14 protein-coding genes are annotated in these 21,531 nt (G+C 33.5%); 2 read left to right on the top strand and 12 right to left on the bottom strand.

The genetic code is table 11. The features are described from left to right. Positions 1-296: 296 nt before the first annotated feature. The 4 genes from AAEO50_RS07165 to hsdR form a co-directional block, all read right to left on the bottom strand. Complete coding sequence (locus AAEO50_RS07165; RefSeq protein ID WP_341981959.1) at positions 297-1,628, bottom strand: restriction endonuclease subunit S; 1,332 nt, start codon at positions 1,626-1,628, stop codon at positions 297-299. Further along, positions 1,625-3,058: an N-6 DNA methylase gene (locus tag AAEO50_RS07160; protein ID WP_341981957.1), complete on the bottom strand. Its 1,434-nt coding sequence runs from the start codon at positions 3,056-3,058 to the stop codon at positions 1,625-1,627. The genes AAEO50_RS07165 and AAEO50_RS07160 overlap by 4 nt, the downstream gene beginning before the upstream one ends. A 114-nt stretch (positions 3,059-3,172) precedes the next feature. Further along, positions 3,173-4,252 (bottom strand): hypothetical protein, encoded by a 1,080-nt coding sequence (locus tag AAEO50_RS07155; protein ID WP_341981955.1) that lies wholly within the window; start codon positions 4,250-4,252, stop codon positions 3,173-3,175. A gap of 52 nt (positions 4,253-4,304) precedes the next feature. Continuing rightward, the gene (hsdR, locus tag AAEO50_RS07150) at positions 4,305-7,511 is read right to left on the bottom strand and encodes a type I restriction-modification system endonuclease (RefSeq protein WP_341981953.1); all 3,207 of its coding nucleotides are present in this window, start codon (positions 7,509-7,511) and stop codon (positions 4,305-4,307) included. A gap of 311 nt (positions 7,512-7,822) precedes the next feature. On the opposite strand from hsdR, the gene AAEO50_RS07145 reads away from it, so the two are divergent. Further along, entirely contained in the window at positions 7,823-8,653 is an 831-nt protein-coding gene (locus tag AAEO50_RS07145) for a restriction endonuclease (protein WP_341981951.1), read from the top strand. A gap of 241 nt (positions 8,654-8,894) precedes the next feature. On the opposite strand, the gene AAEO50_RS07140 is transcribed toward AAEO50_RS07145, so the two are convergent. From AAEO50_RS07140 to AAEO50_RS07110, 7 genes are all read right to left on the bottom strand, one after another. Beyond that, positions 8,895-10,040, bottom strand: coding sequence for a hypothetical protein (locus tag AAEO50_RS07140; RefSeq protein WP_341981949.1), 1,146 nt, complete (start codon positions 10,038-10,040; stop codon positions 8,895-8,897). A 20-nt stretch (positions 10,041-10,060) separates the two neighbouring features. Beyond that, on the bottom strand, positions 10,061-11,260 hold the full coding sequence (locus AAEO50_RS07135) for a hypothetical protein (RefSeq protein WP_341981947.1): 1,200 nt from the start codon (positions 11,258-11,260) through the stop codon (positions 10,061-10,063). A gap of 179 nt (positions 11,261-11,439) precedes the next feature. Beyond that, positions 11,440-12,924, bottom strand: a complete 1,485-nt coding sequence (locus AAEO50_RS07130; protein WP_341981945.1) for a recombinase family protein — start codon at positions 12,922-12,924, stop codon at positions 11,440-11,442. Continuing rightward, positions 12,917-13,066, bottom strand: a complete 150-nt coding sequence (locus tag AAEO50_RS07125; protein ID WP_341981943.1) for a hypothetical protein — start codon at positions 13,064-13,066, stop codon at positions 12,917-12,919. Before AAEO50_RS07125 ends, AAEO50_RS07130 begins: the two co-directional genes overlap by 8 nt. Positions 13,067-13,310: 244 nt before the next feature. Next, positions 13,311-14,843, bottom strand: a complete 1,533-nt coding sequence (locus tag AAEO50_RS07120) for a recombinase family protein (RefSeq protein WP_341981941.1) — start codon at positions 14,841-14,843, stop codon at positions 13,311-13,313. 1 nt (position 14,844) lies between these two features. Then, positions 14,845-16,275 (bottom strand): recombinase family protein, encoded by a 1,431-nt coding sequence (locus AAEO50_RS07115; protein WP_341982011.1) that lies wholly within the window; start codon positions 16,273-16,275, stop codon positions 14,845-14,847. Positions 16,276-16,280: 5 nt separating this feature from the next. Next, on the bottom strand, positions 16,281-16,439 hold the full coding sequence (locus tag AAEO50_RS07110; protein ID WP_341981939.1) for a hypothetical protein: 159 nt from the start codon (positions 16,437-16,439) through the stop codon (positions 16,281-16,283). Between the two features lie 846 nt (positions 16,440-17,285). Between AAEO50_RS07110 and AAEO50_RS07105 the strand changes: the two genes are divergently transcribed. After that, positions 17,286-18,563: a competence protein CoiA family protein gene (locus AAEO50_RS07105; protein WP_341981937.1), complete on the top strand. Its 1,278-nt coding sequence runs from the start codon at positions 17,286-17,288 to the stop codon at positions 18,561-18,563. Between the two features lie 54 nt (positions 18,564-18,617). Here AAEO50_RS07105 and AAEO50_RS07100 read toward each other — a convergent pair whose 3' ends face one another. Then, complete coding sequence (locus tag AAEO50_RS07100; RefSeq protein ID WP_341981935.1) at positions 18,618-21,257, bottom strand: TrlF family AAA-like ATPase; 2,640 nt, start codon at positions 21,255-21,257, stop codon at positions 18,618-18,620. Positions 21,258-21,531 lie beyond the last annotated feature (274 nt).

Below are 21,531 nucleotides of genomic sequence, written 5' to 3'. Positions count from 1 at the left end.
ACCTACAAATCCGGATAAGAGTGATGGATGAACTAAGAAAATAAAAAAGTGCCTGTTCCCCAATGCATAGGTGGATATATGCATCGGGGTTCAGGCACTTGGGTTAGATTGATTTTATTATATCGCAATATTATTAGGTTAAATTTTCAAGGTTAGTTTTGCCACACACTCCACATGTATTGATAGTAGGTCGCAGATAAATTTATGATGTAGTAGTGTGACCAAAATTAAAGAACCAGTTATCCAAATTCAGGTAGCTGGTTCTTTGTTTATCTCCACTGAATAACTTATTTAGATTATTCTATTGTAGTTAATTCTGACGGGTCATTAGTACCTAGTTCACCTCTATAAGCTTTTAAAAGTATAGCGGATGTTAAGTTCTCTATTAAATTATTTAGGTTTAGTACTTGATTAACACTTTCTTCTCGTTCTATAGTATATTCGATTTTTTTTATTTTCTTTTCTAGAACATCAATGGGTGGGATAATAATTTCATGATGTTTAAACTTTTCAAATTCTATACTATTTACCGTAGTGCCGGATTTAGAATAGTTAAATAATATTGTTTTCTCATTTCCTCTTATATACCATATAAAATATTTATTAATTAAATCATTACCTGAATCAAATACTTTTAAATCTTGATTTACTGTACAATCTGTTAATAAATAGGCAACTGGTAGTGTCCTTTGTAATATCCCACTCCTAACTACCATAACAACAGAACCTTTTTTAGCAAGTTTAGCCGATGAATTATTTAAACCCTCTTCTGTTATATAGTCCATAGTATTAGAAATATGGGGAGTTTTCATATCTTTTGCGGAAATCCAAGGTATTTCCCCGTTCCAATATTGAGGTTTAGACTTACTTGGGGTACCTCCTCCGAAAATAGAAAATAAATCTTTAACTTTAACTTTATTCCATCCTCTAGGAGGATTTACTTCATTTACCCCTTCATTTAATATCTTTTTAATTATTGAAGATTTTCGTAACTCAAATGTCTCCTTCGCTTCCTCTATCAACTGCTTTGCTTCTTCAATTTTACCAAAAAGACGTTCTATCTTCTCAGTAATTCGTATTTGTTCAGGAAGAGGAGGTAATGCTAATTGATAATTTTCAAGGTACTTTTTGGGAACACGTTGTTGTCCTACAGCCCCAGTCATTGCCCTTTTCGCTTGATTTCTGAACATTTTAGACCTTAATAAATAGTACAAGTATTTATTGTTAACTTGGTCCAGAGTTCTAAATACATAGAATTCGGTTGAGCCATAACCAAAGTGATTTCGTAATCCTTTTGCAATAACAGTATTGCCATTCTCCATACAAGGCGTAATTTTTGCAAAAAGAACATCATTCTCTTCGAAGTAAGTATAACCCTTTCTAACCTTATCAAATAAACGGTCCTCGAAACTATAAATTCTTCCTGTCACTGGATTCACATTACTCATAGGTAAGAAGCTACAAAGTTGTTCACTAGGTAAATCCAATTTTGATTTAGGTGGATTTATCTTTATTAGTTCCCCCATCTTTACCCATACCCAATTGACTGGAACTTGATAAGGCTGTTCCTCTTTAGAAACTAACACTTCTTCTAACCGTCCTTCAATGGTCTTATCAACTTTACTCATTTCTTGACCAGCTCCTCATTTTCAACAGCTTTTATCTCTTCTACAACTTCATTTAACAAATCCATTGCTTGTTGAAGTTTAGCTATTGCTTCTTCGGCGGAATTGATAGGGTCTGGTAAGTTTTCATAGGCTGATAAGGATTCATCTGCAATAAGTCCAATATCTAAACTGTCTCCCTTTTTCAGTATTTCTTCTCGTGTGAATTTATTCCAACGCTCGTCTTCTACCTTTGAACGTTCTTCTGATTGATAAGCAGCAATAAAGTTTTTAAAGTGTGCTTTTGTTAATGTATTACGCTTACCAAAAGTAGACATATTTGTACGAAGGTCATATACCCATGTTTCATTTGTACTGTTTTTATCAGTCTTTTCTCTAGTAAAGAATAAGACATTCGTTTTAACACCTTGGGCATAGAATATACCTGTAGGTAAACGCAAAATTGTGTGTAGATTACACTTATCCATTAAATCTCGGCGGATTTGAGCGCCTATGCCACTTTCGAAAAGGACATTGTCCGGTAAAACCACAGCCGCGCGAGCGTTACCATCTTCTTTTAAAGCGTTATAAATTAATTGTAAGAAGTTTAATTGTTTGTTTGATGTTTCGAATGTTAAATCATCCCTTGTTACACGTTCTCCGCCTTTTTTTGTTCCAAAAGGTGGATTCGTTAATATAACATCAAAGTCTTTCATCCATTTACCGTTACTTGATAAAGAATCACCTTGGTCTATTCGCCCTTCCATATCATGTAGTAAAGCATTCATGAGAGCAAGACGATGGGTACCTTTAACTAATTCCATCCCAGTAAATGCTTCTCTTTTTTGAAACTCCGCATCTTTAGGATTCAACTCAAAATAATTATCAGTCTTGTTCTTCAAATATTGGTCTGCTGCAATCATGAATCCAAAAGTTCCAGCAGCAGGGTCATTACATCTTTCCCCTGGTTTAGGGTCCATAAGTTCTACCATGACATCAATTAATACACGAGGTGTAAAATATTGCCCTGCACCTGATTTTGTTTCACTTGCATTTTTCTCCAATAGACCCTCATAAAGGTTTCCTAAACCTTCCTCCTTAGCGTTATACCAGTCAAGCGCATCAATGGACTTAATAATCTTTTCTAGGTTCTTTGGTTCAGCAATACTGGTAGATGCATCTGTATAAATTTGGCGTAAGCGTTCGTTATCACTACTCCCAAATTCCAACAACATCCTTTGGTAAAATGCTTTAAGGTCTAGACCTTCTTTTTCTAATAAGTTATCCCATCTATATCCTTCTGGAATTACTTCCGCCTCAGCATCTTGTTCTTTCATCATTTTTAGAAATAATAAGTATGTTAATTCGGTTACATATTCTTGGTATGTAATTCCATCATCACGAAGTACATTGCATAAATTCCATAGTTTTTGAACGATTTCTTGGTTGCTCATTATTATCCTCCTATAATCTGACCAATTCATATCCTATCATTATAACTTATTTTCAATTCTTACAAAATCCAACTTTGCATACAAAAGGGAGCCCAATGTGAACTCCCTAAGGTATCATCTATATTCTCTTACTACTTCCTCTAAAAACTTTTTATATTTCACAAAGACATTATTATATTCGACAACACGTTCCGCTAATGGTTGTGTAGCTTTAAAAATTAATTTCACATTTAGTTTGTATAGGTTTGTGTTCTTAACTCCACGAAGCAACTCTACTTGTACACCTAGTTTCTCATTCATCTCTTCAAGTTTGTATTCATGAATATATTTTATTATTTCTACCGGGTGAGATTTATCCGACTCAATAAACATAGATGCCCAGTTTTCCTTTTTTTTATATGCGAAAACGAACTTCCATGGTAGGTTTATAAATTTACGCCCTATAAAGTAATCTCTGTTTCCACTATATCGAGCTCTGTAGTTTGTCTTCGTATTAATATAATTTGAAACTTCTTGTAGGAATTCTGTTACTTCCTCATCAACTTTAATTTTTCGGTCTTTTGCAACAGCTTTTTTACTAATGTAGTAATTCTCTAGCTTATAGGGAGGAATTATTTGATTGGTATCAATAATAATTTCGTTTTCCAACCTATAGGGTTTTAGAGTGACACACTTAATATCAATGTTATTCTCATATAACCAAGTACATACGGATAAGATTCTTTTATCAATCTCTTTTCCAACTATAATTATTCGTTGGGTAGTGTTTAGTATCTTATTAAGTTCTTCTTCGTTTTCTACATTAAGAAAGTCAATCAAACTTTCTTTAGCATCCAATTGTTGACCACATTCTTGAAGATAATCAGAGTATATTTCAAAAATGTCTTGTGGACTTAATCGAGCACAGTATGAGGCGTATTTTAATGCTTGAAAATCAACATATCCACCTGTGACATCTCGCTTCACTTCTATAACGACTATATTTCCATCTTTATCTAAAGCTAATAAATCCAGACGTTCGTTGATTTCAAATTTATCGTATTCATGTCCAACGATTAGGAGGTCTTCCTCCAGGACTTCAGGACTTTTACGAATCCATTCTTCTATGTGTTCTCGTTCTTTTAAGTCATTTTCATAAAAAGTAGTTTCTTGTATTTCCTCTAATTGATTGCTAATTGGATTTAATTTATACATTTTATCCCTCTATTCATTAAATACAGGTACCAAAAGAATGTTCTATTTTAAATTAACTTACATACAGGTTTTCGTTAATTGTGTGGACTATTTCATCGATGTAATCCCCAAACTCTCGCTTAAGAATGTTGTATCCACCAGTGCTCTTAAATGGCTCTTCAGAAAAAGCATCTTCTGGAGTGGGGGCGAGAACAGGGACTTGTAGCAGTTGTTTTTCGATTCTTTCCAACCACTTTTTCTGCCTTGGTGTCCAGTCATGTAACGAGTAAACTTTTTGCATAGCATGTTTAATTCTAGTGTCGTGGTCAACGAGTGCAACTCCTAAAGCTGCCTGTCTTATAAAACTTATAATATCTGCCGCAATTTCTTCATTCCTTGCTTGCTTCCAGGCTATTTGTAAATGAGACTGCTTAAAGCCTTTTGTTTCAAGAATGGTAATGAGTTCTCTCAAATCTTTCCTTGTTAAATCTTTCGGTCTTGTACAAACAAGTTGTAGTGCCGGTATCTCGTTTATGTTTTCTTGTATGAATTTTACAAACCCATCCAAATAATCTTCTGGTCTACTATTACCCTCACCATATCCTCTGGATACCTCAGTAATCTTGTCGGCTTTATTAGAAATATATCGTTTTTCCCCTCGCACACGATATGTCTCCATATATTCAAAGAGTACGTTGCTTTGTTTTGCTTCTTGAGGAGTGTAGGATTGCATTTCCTTTGCCCACTCATCTATACTCTTACCGTTTGAAAGCTCTTCAAATTTTTGCTTTCCTTCTTCATCAAGCCTTTGTTTACGACGCTGTATTTTTGCAACTAATTGGTCACGGAAGAATCCGACTTCTTCTTCAGTTGACGCGTTTATCAACGATTCATATAGTTCTCCAATACCAAAGTTCTGCTGCTTTACTACGGGTTTCATTTCTGTATAACTTTGGAGCTTATCATAAATACCCACTGCGTCATAAATGTTGAAGTGTGTTTTACTTATGTCAGGACAAAGCCTTGTAGCTCGACCTAGCATTTGGTCATAAAGAATACGAGATTGTATTCTTCTTAGGAAAACTAGGTTTGTTATGGCAGGTACATCTATACCTGTTGTTAACAAATCTACAGTTACTACAACATTGGGGAGCCGCTCATTTTTAAACCTTTTTATGGATTCTAGTGGTTTATAAATAGAGCCAGTGATTTTTACAATGGCATCATCTTCTACTTCATCCCCACGTTCTTCAAAAGCTTTCTTAAGTAGCCTTACAACCATATCCGCATGTTGGTCCGTTGCTGCGAAGATAAGTGTCTTCTCTTTACTTGAGGGGTCAATATAATCGGTTAATTTATCTAATATTGCCTTATTATATGGCTCAGTAATAACTCGGCGATTAAACTGCTCCACTTCGAAACGAACAGTATCTTCTAATTTTTCTAGTTGGACTTCACCGTTATCTACATCAAAAAACTCAACTTCTTCATCTTTTTCAAAAGTTATTCCAGCAGCTGCGAGCTCAGTCTTAAATAAATATGGTGGTTCATGGTCTACTAAAAAACCATCAAGAACTGCTTCACTATATGAGTATTTAAAAATCGGTATACCAAATATCTCTGTAGTATGAAGAGCAGGGGTCGCGGTTAGTCCAAGACAGGCAGCATCAAAAAAATCAATTACTCTCCGATACTGACTGATATACTCGTTTTGGTCCCTGAATAAGAGTTCTTCTTCTGTCATTTCACGGTCACTTGTGTAACCTCTGTGAGCTTCATCTACTATGATAAAGTCATACTGACCAACACTCGGTAACTTATTATTTTCGCTGTAGAAGAGCCTATGCACCATCCCTTGAACCGTTGCTATATGAACTTTTGTTTCTACCTCTGGTGTCATATCATCAAGGGATTTCACATCGTAAATACTCGCAAATGATAAGCCCTCTACTTTTGTATCCTTTAGAGCATCCTCAGTCTGTTTCCCCAATGAATTGCGGTCTACTAGGAAAAGGATACGCCTGCACTTTTTTGCTGTAATTAAACGATACATTAAAGCAATCGCAGTTCTTGTTTTTCCAGTACCTGTAGCCATTGCTACAAGCATTCTTCTTTGCCCTTCTTTCAAAGCACTTTCAACCGAAAGAACAGCATTTTGTTGATAATGACGAAGACCGAATTTAGTAATGTCTTCATGTTCCAATCGATTATCTGCATTTGCATCGTCCTGTTCTAAGAGAAGCTGTAGGTCTTCAGGTGAATGCCATCCTTCAAGTGGTCTAGCATGTTGGGTAGGCTTACGAGAATCCCAAAACCAAATTCCAGACTCCTCCTGAAGCTGTCTCAAAAAAGGTCTTCCATTCGTGGCGTACAAGAAAGGGACCTTATAATCACTAGCATTAGAAATGTGGTTTTCGTCTTCTAATTGCACAATGTTTTTGGCGTAAGCTTTTGTTTGGCTTTCAAGAATACCTGGAATATTCTTTTTCTGTGCTTTTGCTTCAATAATACCTACAAGCTTCTTGCCAATGAAAAGAGCATAATCGACTCTTCCACCTTTAACTTTCCATTCTGAAATAGCCATGTTTCTATTCTTTTGGGGGAGTGTACCTTTACTGTAGTAATTAATCGTGGTAGTATCCGCTTCCCATCCAGCTATGCGAAGCTTCTCATCAATAATCGTTCTTGTTTCAGCTTCCGTTAATTGCTGTCTTCTAACAAAGCTTTTGGAGATTTTTTTACGTTCTTTCTTTTGGTCTGGAGTTTCTTCTTGAGCTTTCTTACGAACAGATATTAATTGTTCTTCTAATTCTCTAATCTTCTCTTCAAATTCTTCCTGTAGCTTACTAGTATTTACAAGTTCAAGTTTCTGAGGCTCTATGTAATCTGGAGCTTTAAAATTCCAATCAACATATACTTCCATGAACCAAATGGATAATCGGTATGCTAGATGAGTGAGTGCCTTTGCTTCATCCGTTTCTCCATAGTTTGCTCTATGAGAAGCCCTATTACCTTTAAGGCGTAATCTATCAAATATATCAAATAACTCTACCTCCAATAGACCTTCCCTACGAAGAGTATTTATTCTATCAACCTGTGTTGTTCCGGGTGCTTCTTTAATATCTTCCGCAGCTAAAACAAACTTGGTCATCGTTTCTCCAAATAACCTTAACTTCATTAACGTTACCTGAGGGTCTTGATATACGTTTTTTTCAGCTGTTTCCCCTAGATTTGCTAGAACATCCCACCCATCTCTGAGAAAAGAGAAGTTACTTGACATATTTATCACCATTTTCCATATAAGGATTTGTAACTATATTATACACCAGATATACAGAATATGGATTAACTTTGTGCTATCACACTTTTAATATGGAAGTATTATTGCATAATTGTGCTTATTTGTATTAACAAATTAAACAGGCAAAAAAGACGTAAAGATTATTTACGTCAACTTTACAACACCAAATATTCAAACCTCTTATCCAATGGCATAATAACAAACTCGTTTAAAACAATTAGTTAGAATTAAGCATAACCTCTTTCCCTTATGTAAATAATTAATAAAAAGGAAGGGTGAGGGACAAGCTGGTGAGTAAAAAAAGGGTTAAAAAAGCAGAAACTATCTTCTCCATATTTTTCTTGATTGCACTCTATATGATGGAATACCCACAAATCGGAATTTTTATTGTCTTAGGAGGTCTTCTGTTAATTACATTTAAGTACCTAAAAACATTTAAAAAGTATAACAGACACTTCTTAAGGTTTAAAGACCACCTCTTCATACTCTCTACAATTAGATATTGGAGACTAAGAAGTAAAATAATATTAGGTATAGTATCTTTTTTATTCCTTACTACATTGGCTGCTATGACTAGCAATCCAGTATTAAGTACCTCTTTAAACCTTGTAGTATTAATTGCATTCTTCGGTGCCATATTTCTTATTCTGCGGAAGTTCTATTTTGTGTGTAAAGATTTACTATTTAACATTAAGCCCACAACCTACATAGAACCTATCGAAGAGGTAGACAATATGAGCGGGATAGAATTTGAGCATTATCTAGTTCCTCTGTTTAGAAATCTAGGGTACTATGTTGAGATTACAAAACCTTCAGGTGATTTCGGTTGTGATTTAATTTTAAAGAAGGACAAAGAAAAAACTGTCGTTCAAGCTAAAAGATACGGTGCAAACCAAAAAGTCGGTGTTGATGCAGTTAATCAGGTTGTTGGGGCAGCAGGTTATTACAATGCCACAAAAAAATTCGTGGTAACTAATCGCTATTATTCAGAACCAGCAAAAATCACTGCCAAAAGAAATAATGTTCTCTTACTTGATAGAGAGGATTTGATTAGGTTTATCAATCAATTTAATGAAAAGCAGACTAAGTTCAGCAAGAATAAGGGGACGATTCAAATATAAAATTTAATCCTTTCCTTTGCGAGTAAGTCATTTCATGCTTCAAAATATACATCGCAATAATAATCCTACTTCTTAAACACCAAAGAGAACAATCAAACCCTCTGCTATTTCATTTGAAAACTGCACTCATCTATCCTCCTTTATTATTTTGAACATCATCGTGGTGCTATCAAAAAAAATTTCCATACTTTTCAATGTTGAGTGCATTTTTCGCAAATAAAAAAGACCAATAAAAATCCAGCTATGCTTCTTCCAAAAACACTCTATACATATTTTTTATATATTGCGTTGCATCTTCATCTGTTCTTAACATTTGTATAATGTCCTCGTCAGAAAGTAATAATATTACATTATTACTTTTGTATAGCCTTCTATAAATTCTTTCTTTATCTAGTTCTGTTATATTTCTTGCTACCATAATACCAAATCTACCAATATCATCATTTAGTCGAGCTGATATTTGAAAAATATCTTCGTTCCCTAGAAGTTCTTTATTCTTTACTTCAATGACTATTACATTACTATGATGTTTAATTTTTACATCATGCCAAAAACCTTTGGTTGCAGAATTATAGAAAGTCATATCAATTATTTCTCTATTATCGAAAGTTTTCACTTGGACACGTGGTTCTGTAAGGTAAGCTGAAAAAACATATCGTAGTATCTCTTCCATTAATATTTCATATTTTTTTGCATCATTTTTACCAGGAATAATACCTTTCAATCTTTTTACTAGGGATTCTGTATATTCTTCAGTTTTTTGTTTATTTTGTTCACTAACATCTATGGTTTCACTTACTGCTTTTAGCCTTAGGTATTCATCTCTAATGTCAAATGGCATGAGTTCAATGTAATCATCTAAGTTTAAATTAATATTATTATTAAAAAAGATAGGAGATAATTTGAATTTGTTATAATAAAAATCTACATCGAGAAAATCAAAATCTTGAAAAAGGTTTTGGTAATAAAAATCGAATGTATGAAAATTAAAAAGTGTATATCCTCCATTTTCATTCGGATATTCTTCTTCGTCTTCGTAAGTTTCTTCTATTATTTTAAATAAAGAGTCATCCCCTTCCCCTTTATCTTGTTCATAATCACTATAGATATCTTCACAATACTTAATTATATGAAATAGAGCGTACTCATGCAGAGGAGATAAAGTATGTATGTACCTATCCTTTGAAAATTCATAAAGCTCTTTTACTACGTGTTTACACTTTGATTTATTTGTCCTAAATAAAAATTCAGGAAATATCCCTTCATAACGAAATTCATCCTCGTTGTCTTCTTGGGTTGTAATATAGAATTCAAGAAATTCTTTGATATTTTTGTTTACAGACGATAAAAATTCATTAGTTATGTTATCAACATACACTTTAATCATGCTTATACCTCCTTCAAGATTTATTTCACAAAAAAAATTCTATAGTAATCTTCTATGTAAGAAGATAGCCAATTGTGGTCAAATAATTGGTCTTGATTGAGCTCTTTTAAAAATTGCTTATCTTTTATCTCTGTTAATACAAAATATTGGTCTCTACAATCTGGATAGTTTTGAAGATATTTTAATGGGAAATCTTTAATATCAGAAATAGGTTCACTACTATGAGATAATCTAAAGTCATAGTTAAGTACTTGCTTAAAACTTATTCTTTTCAGACTTCTAAATACACTTATTGTTTCTCTCTCGACGTTGGAAAATCTAGCTTCGTCATGAATTGTTACCCATTGATGAAATAAGTAGACAAAGTCATTATTTTGAAATTCTACTTCTGGGTCAAAGATTGATGTAATTTGTTGAGGGTCAAATAAATCACCAGAAAGAGAATTATCTATATTTGTAACATCATCAACTAGTAATTGTTTATCATTAATATGGTCAATAAGTTTTATTTGATTGGAGTTTTCATCCCTTAAAAACGAGTAATCATATTTAAAGTTCTGCTTATCACTATATACCTCTCCTTGGATATGTTCTCCTCTTATCATAAAATGAGAACCTGCTAAAGTATGTAGTGCCATGTATGGTGAAATTCCTAATTTCCTAAAAGAACTAGAACCATGATTTAATAAAGATTCTAGAATTTCCTTACGCATTGAATCTGACAATGAGTATAAATCATCGCCAAATTCCTCTCTATCTCGCAAAATACGTTTATTGATTCGTTCTTCTATATTAGTTAGGAACGCTCCAGAACCAATGACCAAAGAACGGTTATTTTCTAAAGGGACAAATCTAACTCCTAAACCTGGATGTATATCAATAGTAGACATTTTGTTATCTTGGGTTTGGTTATTAATCATAAATCCAATAGCCCTTGTTCTAATTCTAGGCTTCTGACTCCAGTACGCATTGTTTATAACTTCATAAAGGGGACCTTCCCTATCCCAAACGTTTAAAAAAGAAACCTCTTTTGTTATTTCTTTTATTGATTGTATATTTTCGTTCCAGAACGATGCATCACCTGAAAAGAATAAACCAATATCATTACCAATGTCTGTGAATTTTAGTGAAACATCAGTTTGGTTTCCTTTAGTGGTACTTCGAAAATCTGATGCAAACACTGCCGTTTTATCTTTACGATATACTGACACTATAGTCATTTTGGACCCCCTATTTTAAACTAACTACTAAAGCCTTAATAAACTTTTTTTATCTATTTTTGTAAAAGGATTTCCCTTCCTTAATATTACATTATTATAGAAGAGATTGTATTGGATTTTAGTCAAACAATAATGTTTAAAAAGAGATACGCTTAGTAATTACACTAAGCGTATCTCTTTTAAAATACTAAAGCCTTCTTTGGTTTTGAAAAATTATAAAAAATATTCGGAGCTCCATCAGAATCAATTTCAATTCGTAAAATGAAACGGTGAACTAGTTCAGGTAGAACCTCTTCTGAATAAAGGAACTTTTTAAAATCAGTATGTAGTTTCTTTAAATCTACCTTATTCTGATTTGAACTATAATCTAACATTTGCTTCTGCTTATTCAATTTTTCTAGTTCATTGTTAGCTTCATTTGTCCCACTTTTATAAGTATCAAAATCTAATTGGTCATCAGCAAGCATTTTAGCAAATTTTACTTTTCTATTTTTGATAACAGTAATTTTATCTTCAATATTCTTCTTTTCTTTTGTGCTGTGTGAAAGTGCATTTTTAATCTTTTTTTCGAATTGCTTTGATAGTAGGTTCATATCTAGATTAGATAGAAAATTATCAATGTCGCAAGTAATAGCTTGCTTTAAATTTACCTCTTTTATTGCATGTGATGAGCACTTACTCTTACCGTACCTACCGTAACTACCACAAATATATCTCACTCCAGATGAGCGATACCACATCCCCTTGCCACAATCTTTACAAAAGGCTACATTTGTGAAAAGGTGTAGTTTCGGAGCTGTCTTATTCTTCCTTCTTAACTTCATTTGTTGTTCAGCAGTTTCAAAGACATCTTTTGAAATTATTGCCTTATGTGTATTCTCAACCACAACCTGGTCTTCCTTACTAATTATCTTCCGTTTTGTACTTACTACACTAATAGAAGAAGTACGAGATTGTACGAGATGCCCAGTATAATGAGGATTCAAAAGGATTGTCTTTATTGTGTTCCCTCTCCATTCAACCCCAGCATTTTTCTTACCTATTACTTGAGCTGGAGTTGGCACCTCTTCAAGGGTCAGATTCTTCGCTATAGTATCAACACCAATACCGTTGATGTACTCAGAGAAAATTCTTTTGACAATTGCTGGAGTCTCATCGTTCCTAATGGAAAGTTTCCCTTTAACAATTTCATATCCAAATGGCGGAGTAGAACCTTGATACTTTCCATTAATAGCCCCTATTTCTTTTGTACTTTTTATCTTCCTACTCAAATTTTCAGATTCTTGCTGATACATCCATGCCAAAAGTCCAAAATTTTGAACATTACCTTCTAATGAATTAACCATTCCATCTAAAGAAATTATGTGGACGCCTTTCTCTTGCATTAGGTTTGCTATTGAATATGAAAGTTGACCATTTCTTGCAAGTCTCGAGAGGTCCTTCACCAGAACAACGTCAATTTTTTTCTCTTTAATATCTTCAATTAATCTTAAAAGTTCTTTTCTCTTTCCTTTGGTCCCGGTCGCTTTATCTATGTATAATTCACTCAAAGACCAACCATTATTATCGACGTAACTCTCAAACATTAACTTTTGGTTTTCAATTGATGTTCTTTGTTCTTCTCTCTGTGTCGATACCCTCGCGTACGCCCCTACTTTATACATGATGTAACTCCCCTTTTTCTCTGCTATCTTTTTTCTTAAGGTATTTTGTGGTGATGAACTCATCTACTTTTGCATTCATTAAATCATTAAACATTTGTTCAAAGCTTGCCCCACTATTGTTGAATTTCCTTGTAATATTCATGATGTGTCTCTCCCTAAAAAGTTTATATTTATGTGTATGTAATTTCGATATTCTGTCCAAAATGATGATATGTAGTTCGATTTATTATCCGTATTACCATGGTATTCTGGATATATTACCGAACTGGACTAAGTAAAAAGCCTTTTATATATAGGGTTTAGCGTTAAGCACAGTTATGTTGGATTGTTTCTCCCGCTGAGTAGTTCGATAATACATCCACTTCCGTAGAAGATTTTCCGATTTTCTATCCAGTCTGATTAGTAAGAAAAGCTACTGGATTCGTTTTAAATTGGATTTGAAACGTACATAGGTCGGGTTCTTGGTGGTGCACGGTCACTTCTTTGATAAGATACAACAATACCAACCTTTGTTCCGTTAAGGAGAGATTTGACAATTCAAAAGATTGAAAATTATTAAGGAAGACTTTTAGCTCATCTGGAGATTGGACTCCCCTTAACATGTTGACTTCCTCATTCATTTCAGTAATTTCTTTTGAAATTCTTTCTTTCACGTTCAGGAAAACATTCTGTAGCTTGTGTTCTTCATGCTCTTGTAAAAGCTTACTTTCGTTTTGACTAACATGCTCGAACTTTTTGTGAAGTTCTTTTAAATTTTCTTCAATACGTTGAACGAATCCATTAATCTGAGCCTTAATGGTCTCTTCATTTATCTTAATCGAAAGACCTAACTGCTCTTTTATTCTTTTGAATAAGGTTCCATGAGTTTCTTCATAATCTAATTCGTATCCGCAAGTTCGGCAGCCATATTTAAGGTAAGAATATTTTCTTCCACCTTTTTTAGTGGACGCGTTTCGGTGATACAGTGTATTTTTGCAATGGTTACATGTCAAGATTCCGCCAAATAGAAATGGTGTTTCTAACTTATTGAAAGTTTGTTTTAGCATTCTATTGTTCTCAATCATCTGATACATAGTTTTTGGAACAATTGCAGGATGAAAGCCTTCAATTATGTGCGTTTTTTCACGATGCTGGGGTTCACGCTTGAAGTTCCAGCTTAACGTTCCAGAGTACACTGGGTTTTTCAAGATATTCTCTATGGTACTCGTTCTCCACTTCTTTTTAGTAGGTGAAGGTATATTGGCACTGTTTAAAGTATCTGAAATTTTTTGAAGAGAGTAACCCCATGATGCTAAGTGAAAGATAAATAATACAACCCCAGAATCTTCGTTCGGATAAATCTTTCTACTTCCTTGGTTCTTAACTTCCGTTTTTTCTTGTGAATATCCGAAAGGAACTGTGGCACCCGGTCGTCGTTCTTCACTTTTAAGTGCTGAAAATTGTGCATCAACTGCTTGCATCGACTTTCTATTGGATTCTGCATTTGCAAATATCAATTGGAGCTTTACATCTAAATCCTTTGGAGTCCATGCTTCTTCTTTTGTAGTTGCAAAGAACCGAACATCTGGTTTTTTTGCAATCACATCAAAATAAAACTCTGAAACAAAAGAATAAATCTTTCTATCAATTCGAGAAAAGTCATAAAAGATAATCGCTTGAACATCTTGTTCTAATACTACTTTTTTCATATGATTCAGTCCCTGTCGCTTACTTGCTGGGGTCCTGTAGGCACTAACAGCATCATCATAAAAAATGAACTCTTCAGGGAGATAATAACCTTTTCTCTTTGCAAATTCCGTAATTGCTAGCTTTTGAATCTCGAATGACTGATTTCCTTCCTGATTGTGAGATGAGCGCCTTAGTGATGCAACAGCTAGTGGCTGTTTTATAGGCAGCGGATTATTTACTGAATTCCCCATATTACTTCATCCTTTCTAATTGCTCTTTATCAAAAAACTCATTGTAGAAAAACTCAAAACTAATCGTATCCTCATAGACTGTACATTCCTTAACAAGTAGTGGTGCCAGTTGGAGTATTTTTTCAGTTGATAATTGTTGCGCTACATTAAGCTTCTTTGCCAGGTAAGAAACCTTGGATTTATGACTCTCCAAAAGTAAAAGTCTTTCCTTAAGCTCTCTTCGTTCCATTTTGTTTTCTTTCAGTCTATACAGCAGTGTTTCAACGCGATTTTTAAAGCTCAATTGTTCAGTAGAAATAGTAGCAATTTCTACCTCTACATGCTCTATTTTACTGAGCACATTGTCCAGTTTTAGGTATGTCTCGTTCAGCAAATCATTGACAACTTTAGTTACCTTCTGCTTTAATTTCTCATGATTTAGACACTTAAGCACCACAAAGCCATTTTCTACTAATACTTCATTGTAAATACCTGTTTCGATACTTACTTTCTTATGTTTATTTGAACAAGTATAGGTACCCGTGTTCCCAACTTTACTTTTCTTGTATTTCATAAAGGCTTTGCATTTTCCACAAATCGGCATCAATACATTTTCACCTTGATGCTGATGTAAATTATGTTGTAATTTATCTACGAAAGGTTTTACAGTATCTTGTAGACTTTTATGTTCACTTAAAGACAAAAATGGTTTTACATGACTCAAGGTTATATAAGCTTCACCATTTCTCTTTGCTCCAGCATAAAAAGGGTCAAGAATCATTTTGACAATCTCAGTTGGTTGTTTACTAAGCAGTTTGGAATATACGTTTAACATCATCACAAACGATTCCATATCCTTTATCTCCATAGCTGTGTTAAACAGATTATGTAATTCAACCGCTACCTCTTCTTTAGGAGTATAGAACTTATCTGTGTTTTTCTTAAGCACTTCAAAACCGAACTTTTTTGCTGGAAAAGTTCGATTGACATCTGAAATCCGTGTAGCAATCCCGATGCCTTCTTCCTCCACTAGAATTCCGTTAATGCCTTCCACCAAATAATTTGCACTAAAGGGGGAATAACCTGGATTTGATGTAGTGAAAACAACCTTAACGTCACAGGCAATGAACAAATCAATCAACTCCATATATTCGTAGAAGTTTCTTGATAAACGGCTTCTATCGTATACATAAAGCGTATTAACCTCACCGTTCCGAATTAAATTAATGATGTTTACCATACTAGGTCTATCTCTTAATTTGACCTTATTAGCAGATACGCCCAACTCATTAAATTCTAGATAATCATCGTCATCCAAAATGTCTCGATACTGCTTATCCGCTGCCAACTGCATTTCGAGATTTTGATTGTCTGTACTTACTCTTCTCAAAAAAATATGTAGCTTGCTGCTATGGCTCTTCCTCAAGCTCCCAGACTTATGCGCTTGTCCCATTTCTCTCACTCTTTCTCTTCCATATTTTTGATAATAACAGGTTGCAATGAAGTAGAAATCCCTAACTCTTCAATAAGCATTCTTTCAATCAGCCTTTCCAGAAAGATACAACCTAGTTCATTTTGCTCTTCGACAATCACTACTTTGCTTACTCTGTATTTCATGGCACACCTCCAGCCTTTTGTTAACTCATGTTAGACTGAAAGTAGCGTTTCTATACTAACCTAGTTCTTCTCATTGAAATCCAGGTTAAATTCAGCTTGGTAAAAAATCTTTTCTTTTTTACTATCCGGTCTTTTGGCAACTCGGACAAACGTTACTCTCCCTGGAATCTTGTCAGTTATTTTTTCATGAAACATTTTCATCTTGCCATCTACCTTCCCACTTAGTTTGTATCTCCCAAAACTTCTTTACAACTGTTGGAGAAATGCCTTGTTCCATACATGCGTTCTCTATTTGCTTGGACCATTTGTGATAAAAGGGAGAATTATTTTTCATAGTGTTGAACCCCCATATTTCTTTTGCAAGCGCTCTATCTTTCTACCGTTGCTGTTACGAATTCTATTTAATGGTTGCGTGTTATTGTTTTTCATTTTGTGTTAGCTCCTTAGGATGTGATTTATTGACATGTCATTTGTGTTAACCAACTTGGTAAAGTCATAATACACAATTCAATGTCAAAATGGATGGTAAATCGAACTATTATCTCTTCAAATAAACTTCTCTTGAAAATTGCACATTTCGTTTTTTTTATTTGCTATAATGGTTGGCTTTTTTGAAAAACCTACTAGAAGTCAGAATAAACGTTGTAAAATAAACCTCTCTTCACAAACAGGTTCCAAAGGGATTTTTACAGTTATTCTAGTTTTTGAACAAAAAAAAGAGCTTCTGCTCTCATTCCATAACTAGGATTCTATCAACGTATTTCTTTACGTTACTACTTTAGAAAATATTTACATATTTACAACAATATATAATAATAGAATAAAAGACTATCCTGGGGTGAGAAAATGCGTGAAGCTTTGCATGTAATTGATAACGAACTTGTTAAGTTGCCTTATTCTGCGACAGATGATGAAGTAAATAATTTCAAAAAGCTAGCAAAAAAAGAAATATATCAGTGTCCTTACTGTCAAGCGAGGTTAATTGTAAAACACGGAGAGGAAAGAGGTCTTTACTTCTCCCATCAACACTCAGAAGCCTGTGAAGAATCAAGGATGGTCGACAAAGCGGAAAAAAAATACACGAAGCAAATTGAAAGAGAATCAAAGCTTCATAAAGTCTTGATTGATATCATCCTCGATGAATTAGAAATAAAATCAAAAGTTAATAAAGAAATGTTCGTTAATGTAGGATATAAGGCAAAAACCGATTGGAAAGAGTACCCTGATATTTATGTAAAAATACCGAAGAAAGAACTGGCAGTATCAATTATTACAAATGTTAGTCCCTCAGATGACAGTAAATTAGCTCAACAAATAAAAAAGAGGCATGAATATTTTCTTGATAAAGGTGTAGAGCCTATTTGGTTCATAGAGAAAAAAGAACAAGCTATCGAAAAAGATAAAAGCAGTATCATATTATGGGATGCGGAACTCTCTATTGCCTTAAAAACAAGGGAAGACAATATCTGGGACAAACTTATTTCAAATGAAGTTGCTGATGAGAAGTTTTTTGATTACTTTAACTACCCATCATCTTTTATTGAAAGAGTTGATGTTAGAAGCCTTTACTATATATATAATAACGACGAAAAAGTAGTTATAAAGGTCCAACGCTTTCTAAAAGACCGTGTATTAAAACCATTGCGGGCTTTCTTAGTAAATGAAGGGTATGAATTGCCCTTCGCTGAAGCCCTAGCTGTTGAAGACGGATTTAAGCTTAGCAATCCTGAAATTGAATCAGAACAAAGAAAAGCTTTTCAAGAAAAAATCAAACAAAAAAAGGAATCTTTTGCTGAGCAGCTACGATATCAAGAGGAAATGAGAAAACTAAGGTTGGAACAAGAAGAAGAGGAGCGGAAAAGAAAAGCAGAGGAACAGGACTTAATACTAAAAGAGCTTCTTGAACAACGCAAGGGAGACAAAATAAACACTGAACTAAATTATAATGAGTTAAAGCGATTGCTAAAAGAAAGAATTGGTCTGACTCAGAAAGAGCAAATGGAGCTGTGGACTAGGCACATGCCCAAAATAGGAATAAATAATTCTAGGGTTGTTTGGGAACTAGTGATAGAAAACAATTGCACGAGTTTTAATGAATTAAGACCTATATTGGAAAACAAATAATTAAAAAGCAGCATACTTCAAAAAAAGTATGCTGCTTTAATATATATTATTCAATTACTTAAATTGATATCTTCTTTCTCTTTGTTCAAATGCTACTTTTCCACCCTCAAGCCTTAATAACTTTTCTCTATTTCTAGTATCTTCAATAGTAAAAGAGCTAAAGTTTGTTTTTCCATTATTAATATCAAGAAAATGAATTAATTCAGCATCACCATTAATAACAAAGTTTGCATTATGAGTAGCAAAAATTATTTGTCTTTTAAGCTTGCTAGACTTTATTAATCCAACAAGATAGTCAGCAATTAACCCACTATCAAGATGTGCTTCCGGCTCATCAATAATAATAGGGTTGTTACCAAGTAATAACAGAACAACAATTGCAGCAGTGCACCTCTGTCCAAAAGAAGTATTTTCTAAGGGCTTGCCATCATAAAAAACATTGATAGATTTAAATTGTTCTACATCAGAATATGTTTCATTAATCAATAATTTGTATATTTCAAAGTTAATATCAATTGCAAAAAATTCATGTAAAGCTTTAAAGGTTTTGGTTTGTGTACCAATTGAAGCAAGTGCATCTAAAAAAGTCTCTTTTTCATCAACTTGCACCGGGTCAATACAATTAATATACCTCTTTATGTCATTGTTTCTTAAAGGCTTAAATATATCGTTTTTCGGAAATTTCTCTTTTACTTTTTCTAGTAATACATCATTTGCTTCTTCCTTATTAAAATTGTATTCTAACTCGATTGTTTTTACATGTTCATTTAATTCTTCTAAATCTTTATTTAGCATTTCAAGCATAGTAGATATCTTGTCTTCATAGCTGGTTTTTGTTCTGGAGCTATATTGAAAGGATTGAACCTCCTCTTCTAATTGAGTTAACTCTACTTCTAGTTCTTGGAGTTCATTATTTGCTATATTAATCTTCTGGTTTGCCTCTGAAACATCCTTAATATTTTCACCAATTAATCCTCTCGTAACAAGAAATTCCTCAAGTTTGTATTTTTTCAATTTTAACTCTTGTCTTAAATCTTCATTTCGCATCACGATATCTTTGAATACTTCATAATTTCTGTTTAGTTCAATTTCATCAGAAATTAGATTAATCAACTTAAGATAGTTTTCATCATAAATATTCTTTGGTTCTAACTTTAAATTATTTTTCTTTAGTATTTTTTCTAAATCTAAAAGAATATTATCTAGCCTTCTTTTGGAAGTATCGATTTGTTGTGATTCACTATCCATTATCTTAATTTGAGTAGTTATATTTATGTACTCTTCATCTTTAAGGGATGAAACCAATCTCTCATTTGTCGTAATTTCTTTAATTAAGTTTTCTTTCTTTTCCCTAAGTTTTTTTAGGTTTTCAGTATTCGAAATCACTTCATTAATTTCACTAATATATTTAAAAAGCTCTAAGTCTCTATTCTTCAATTCACTTGAATCGTCAAGCTTTTTCAGCCTAGAGAAAATTGCTTTAGTAAATTTATTTTGATTCAGAGCGAATTCCTCTATTTCATTTTGACTTAAGAATTCTACATGTTTCTTATCATCGTCATTATCTATCGTAATATAATCAGAAATAACTTTGCCTTTCTCTAATTCAAGGGCATGATTATTAAAGAATCTATTTTCAGAAGGCTGTAGTTTTTCGTGTATTAAGTTAAGTACTGTACTTTTTCCACTACCTCTTCCACCGATAATGCAGGTCAAATTAGGATTGAAAATCATTTCATTTTCCCCTGCTAAGCAAAAATCTTCCCTCCCAAGTTTAGTTCCTCTTGGAAAAGAAAACTTAACACTATCAATTTTATATAACGGTTCTATAGGTGGTGCTTCTCCTAGATGTATTCTATTCCGTGGTTCAAATATTATTTGTTTAAGTCCTTCAAAAGTAGGGTCAGCTTTTATCCATGTGAATTTTTCTCCTGAAAACTCTGAATGGGAATCTGAACAATGAATACACGGCTTGTTAAATTGATTAAGATAGAATTCTTTGTCCTTTAGATTAGATTTACTTAAAGAAGGCAGCTCACAAATATCTATATATTCTGTCATAAGGTTAGTTTTCAAATAGTTAAATGTAGCTAATAACTGTTCTTCTGTAGGGTCTATCCCACAATGTTCAAGTCCGTTATCAAACCCATTTGACTTAGAACCATTATGAACAACAGTGATACCTCCCAATTCTCTCGCAAGTTTACTTGCATTCTCAAAATTTACATTTATAGATAATAACCCTCTATTATAATCACCTTCACCAGCAGCACGTATGTTGCTATCAGTGCAATTAAGTTTACTTAGAAACTCGGTTTTTAAAAAAGAAGTATCAACTTTCTCAGTGTACCCTCTAAAATTTAAATGTTGCGGAAATAAAGCGATAAGATGAATTGGCTTGTTACCCTTGTCAGTTTTTAATTCTACTCCAGGAATAAAATTTATATAGTCTTTATAATGATAAATTTCTCCATCTTTCTCGAAAGTTGACTCATAAATTTCCCAAGCAGAATCCAGAGATTCCACGTTAGAATGGTCTGTGATTGATATTACAGAAATGCCTTTTTCGATAGCCGAAAGAAAAATTTCCTCGACTGACAGCTTAGCCGAAGACTCTTTTGAAAAAGTGGAATGAATATGCAAGTCCCATTTTCTCCACGTGGAACCTAATTGTCGTTCATATAATTTTCTCACAAAATTCCCCCCCAAGAGATGATACTTTCATTTTACCAATCTTTTGAGGTTTTTCCATATTATTTAAATTAATCACTCTTAGATAATGACTTTTTATTTTGACTATGATAACACTGAAAGCATATTGTTATATTTCTTTCTCCAAGGGAAGATTGAACTTCATAAGTATATTTGTCCCAACCTTTACATATTGAACATTGTAACTGTTGTAAGCTTATTTGTTCTTTTGTGTACCATTTATTATACACAGTAAGCCCCCCTAGAAATTCACATC

This window comes from Rossellomorea oryzaecorticis, assembly GCF_038405515.1.
GTDB lineage: Bacteria > Bacillota > Bacilli > Bacillales > Bacillaceae_B > Rossellomorea > Rossellomorea oryzaecorticis_A.
The sequence above is the reverse complement of the archived record's forward strand: the minus strand, read 5'-3'. Positions and strand labels throughout refer to the sequence as shown.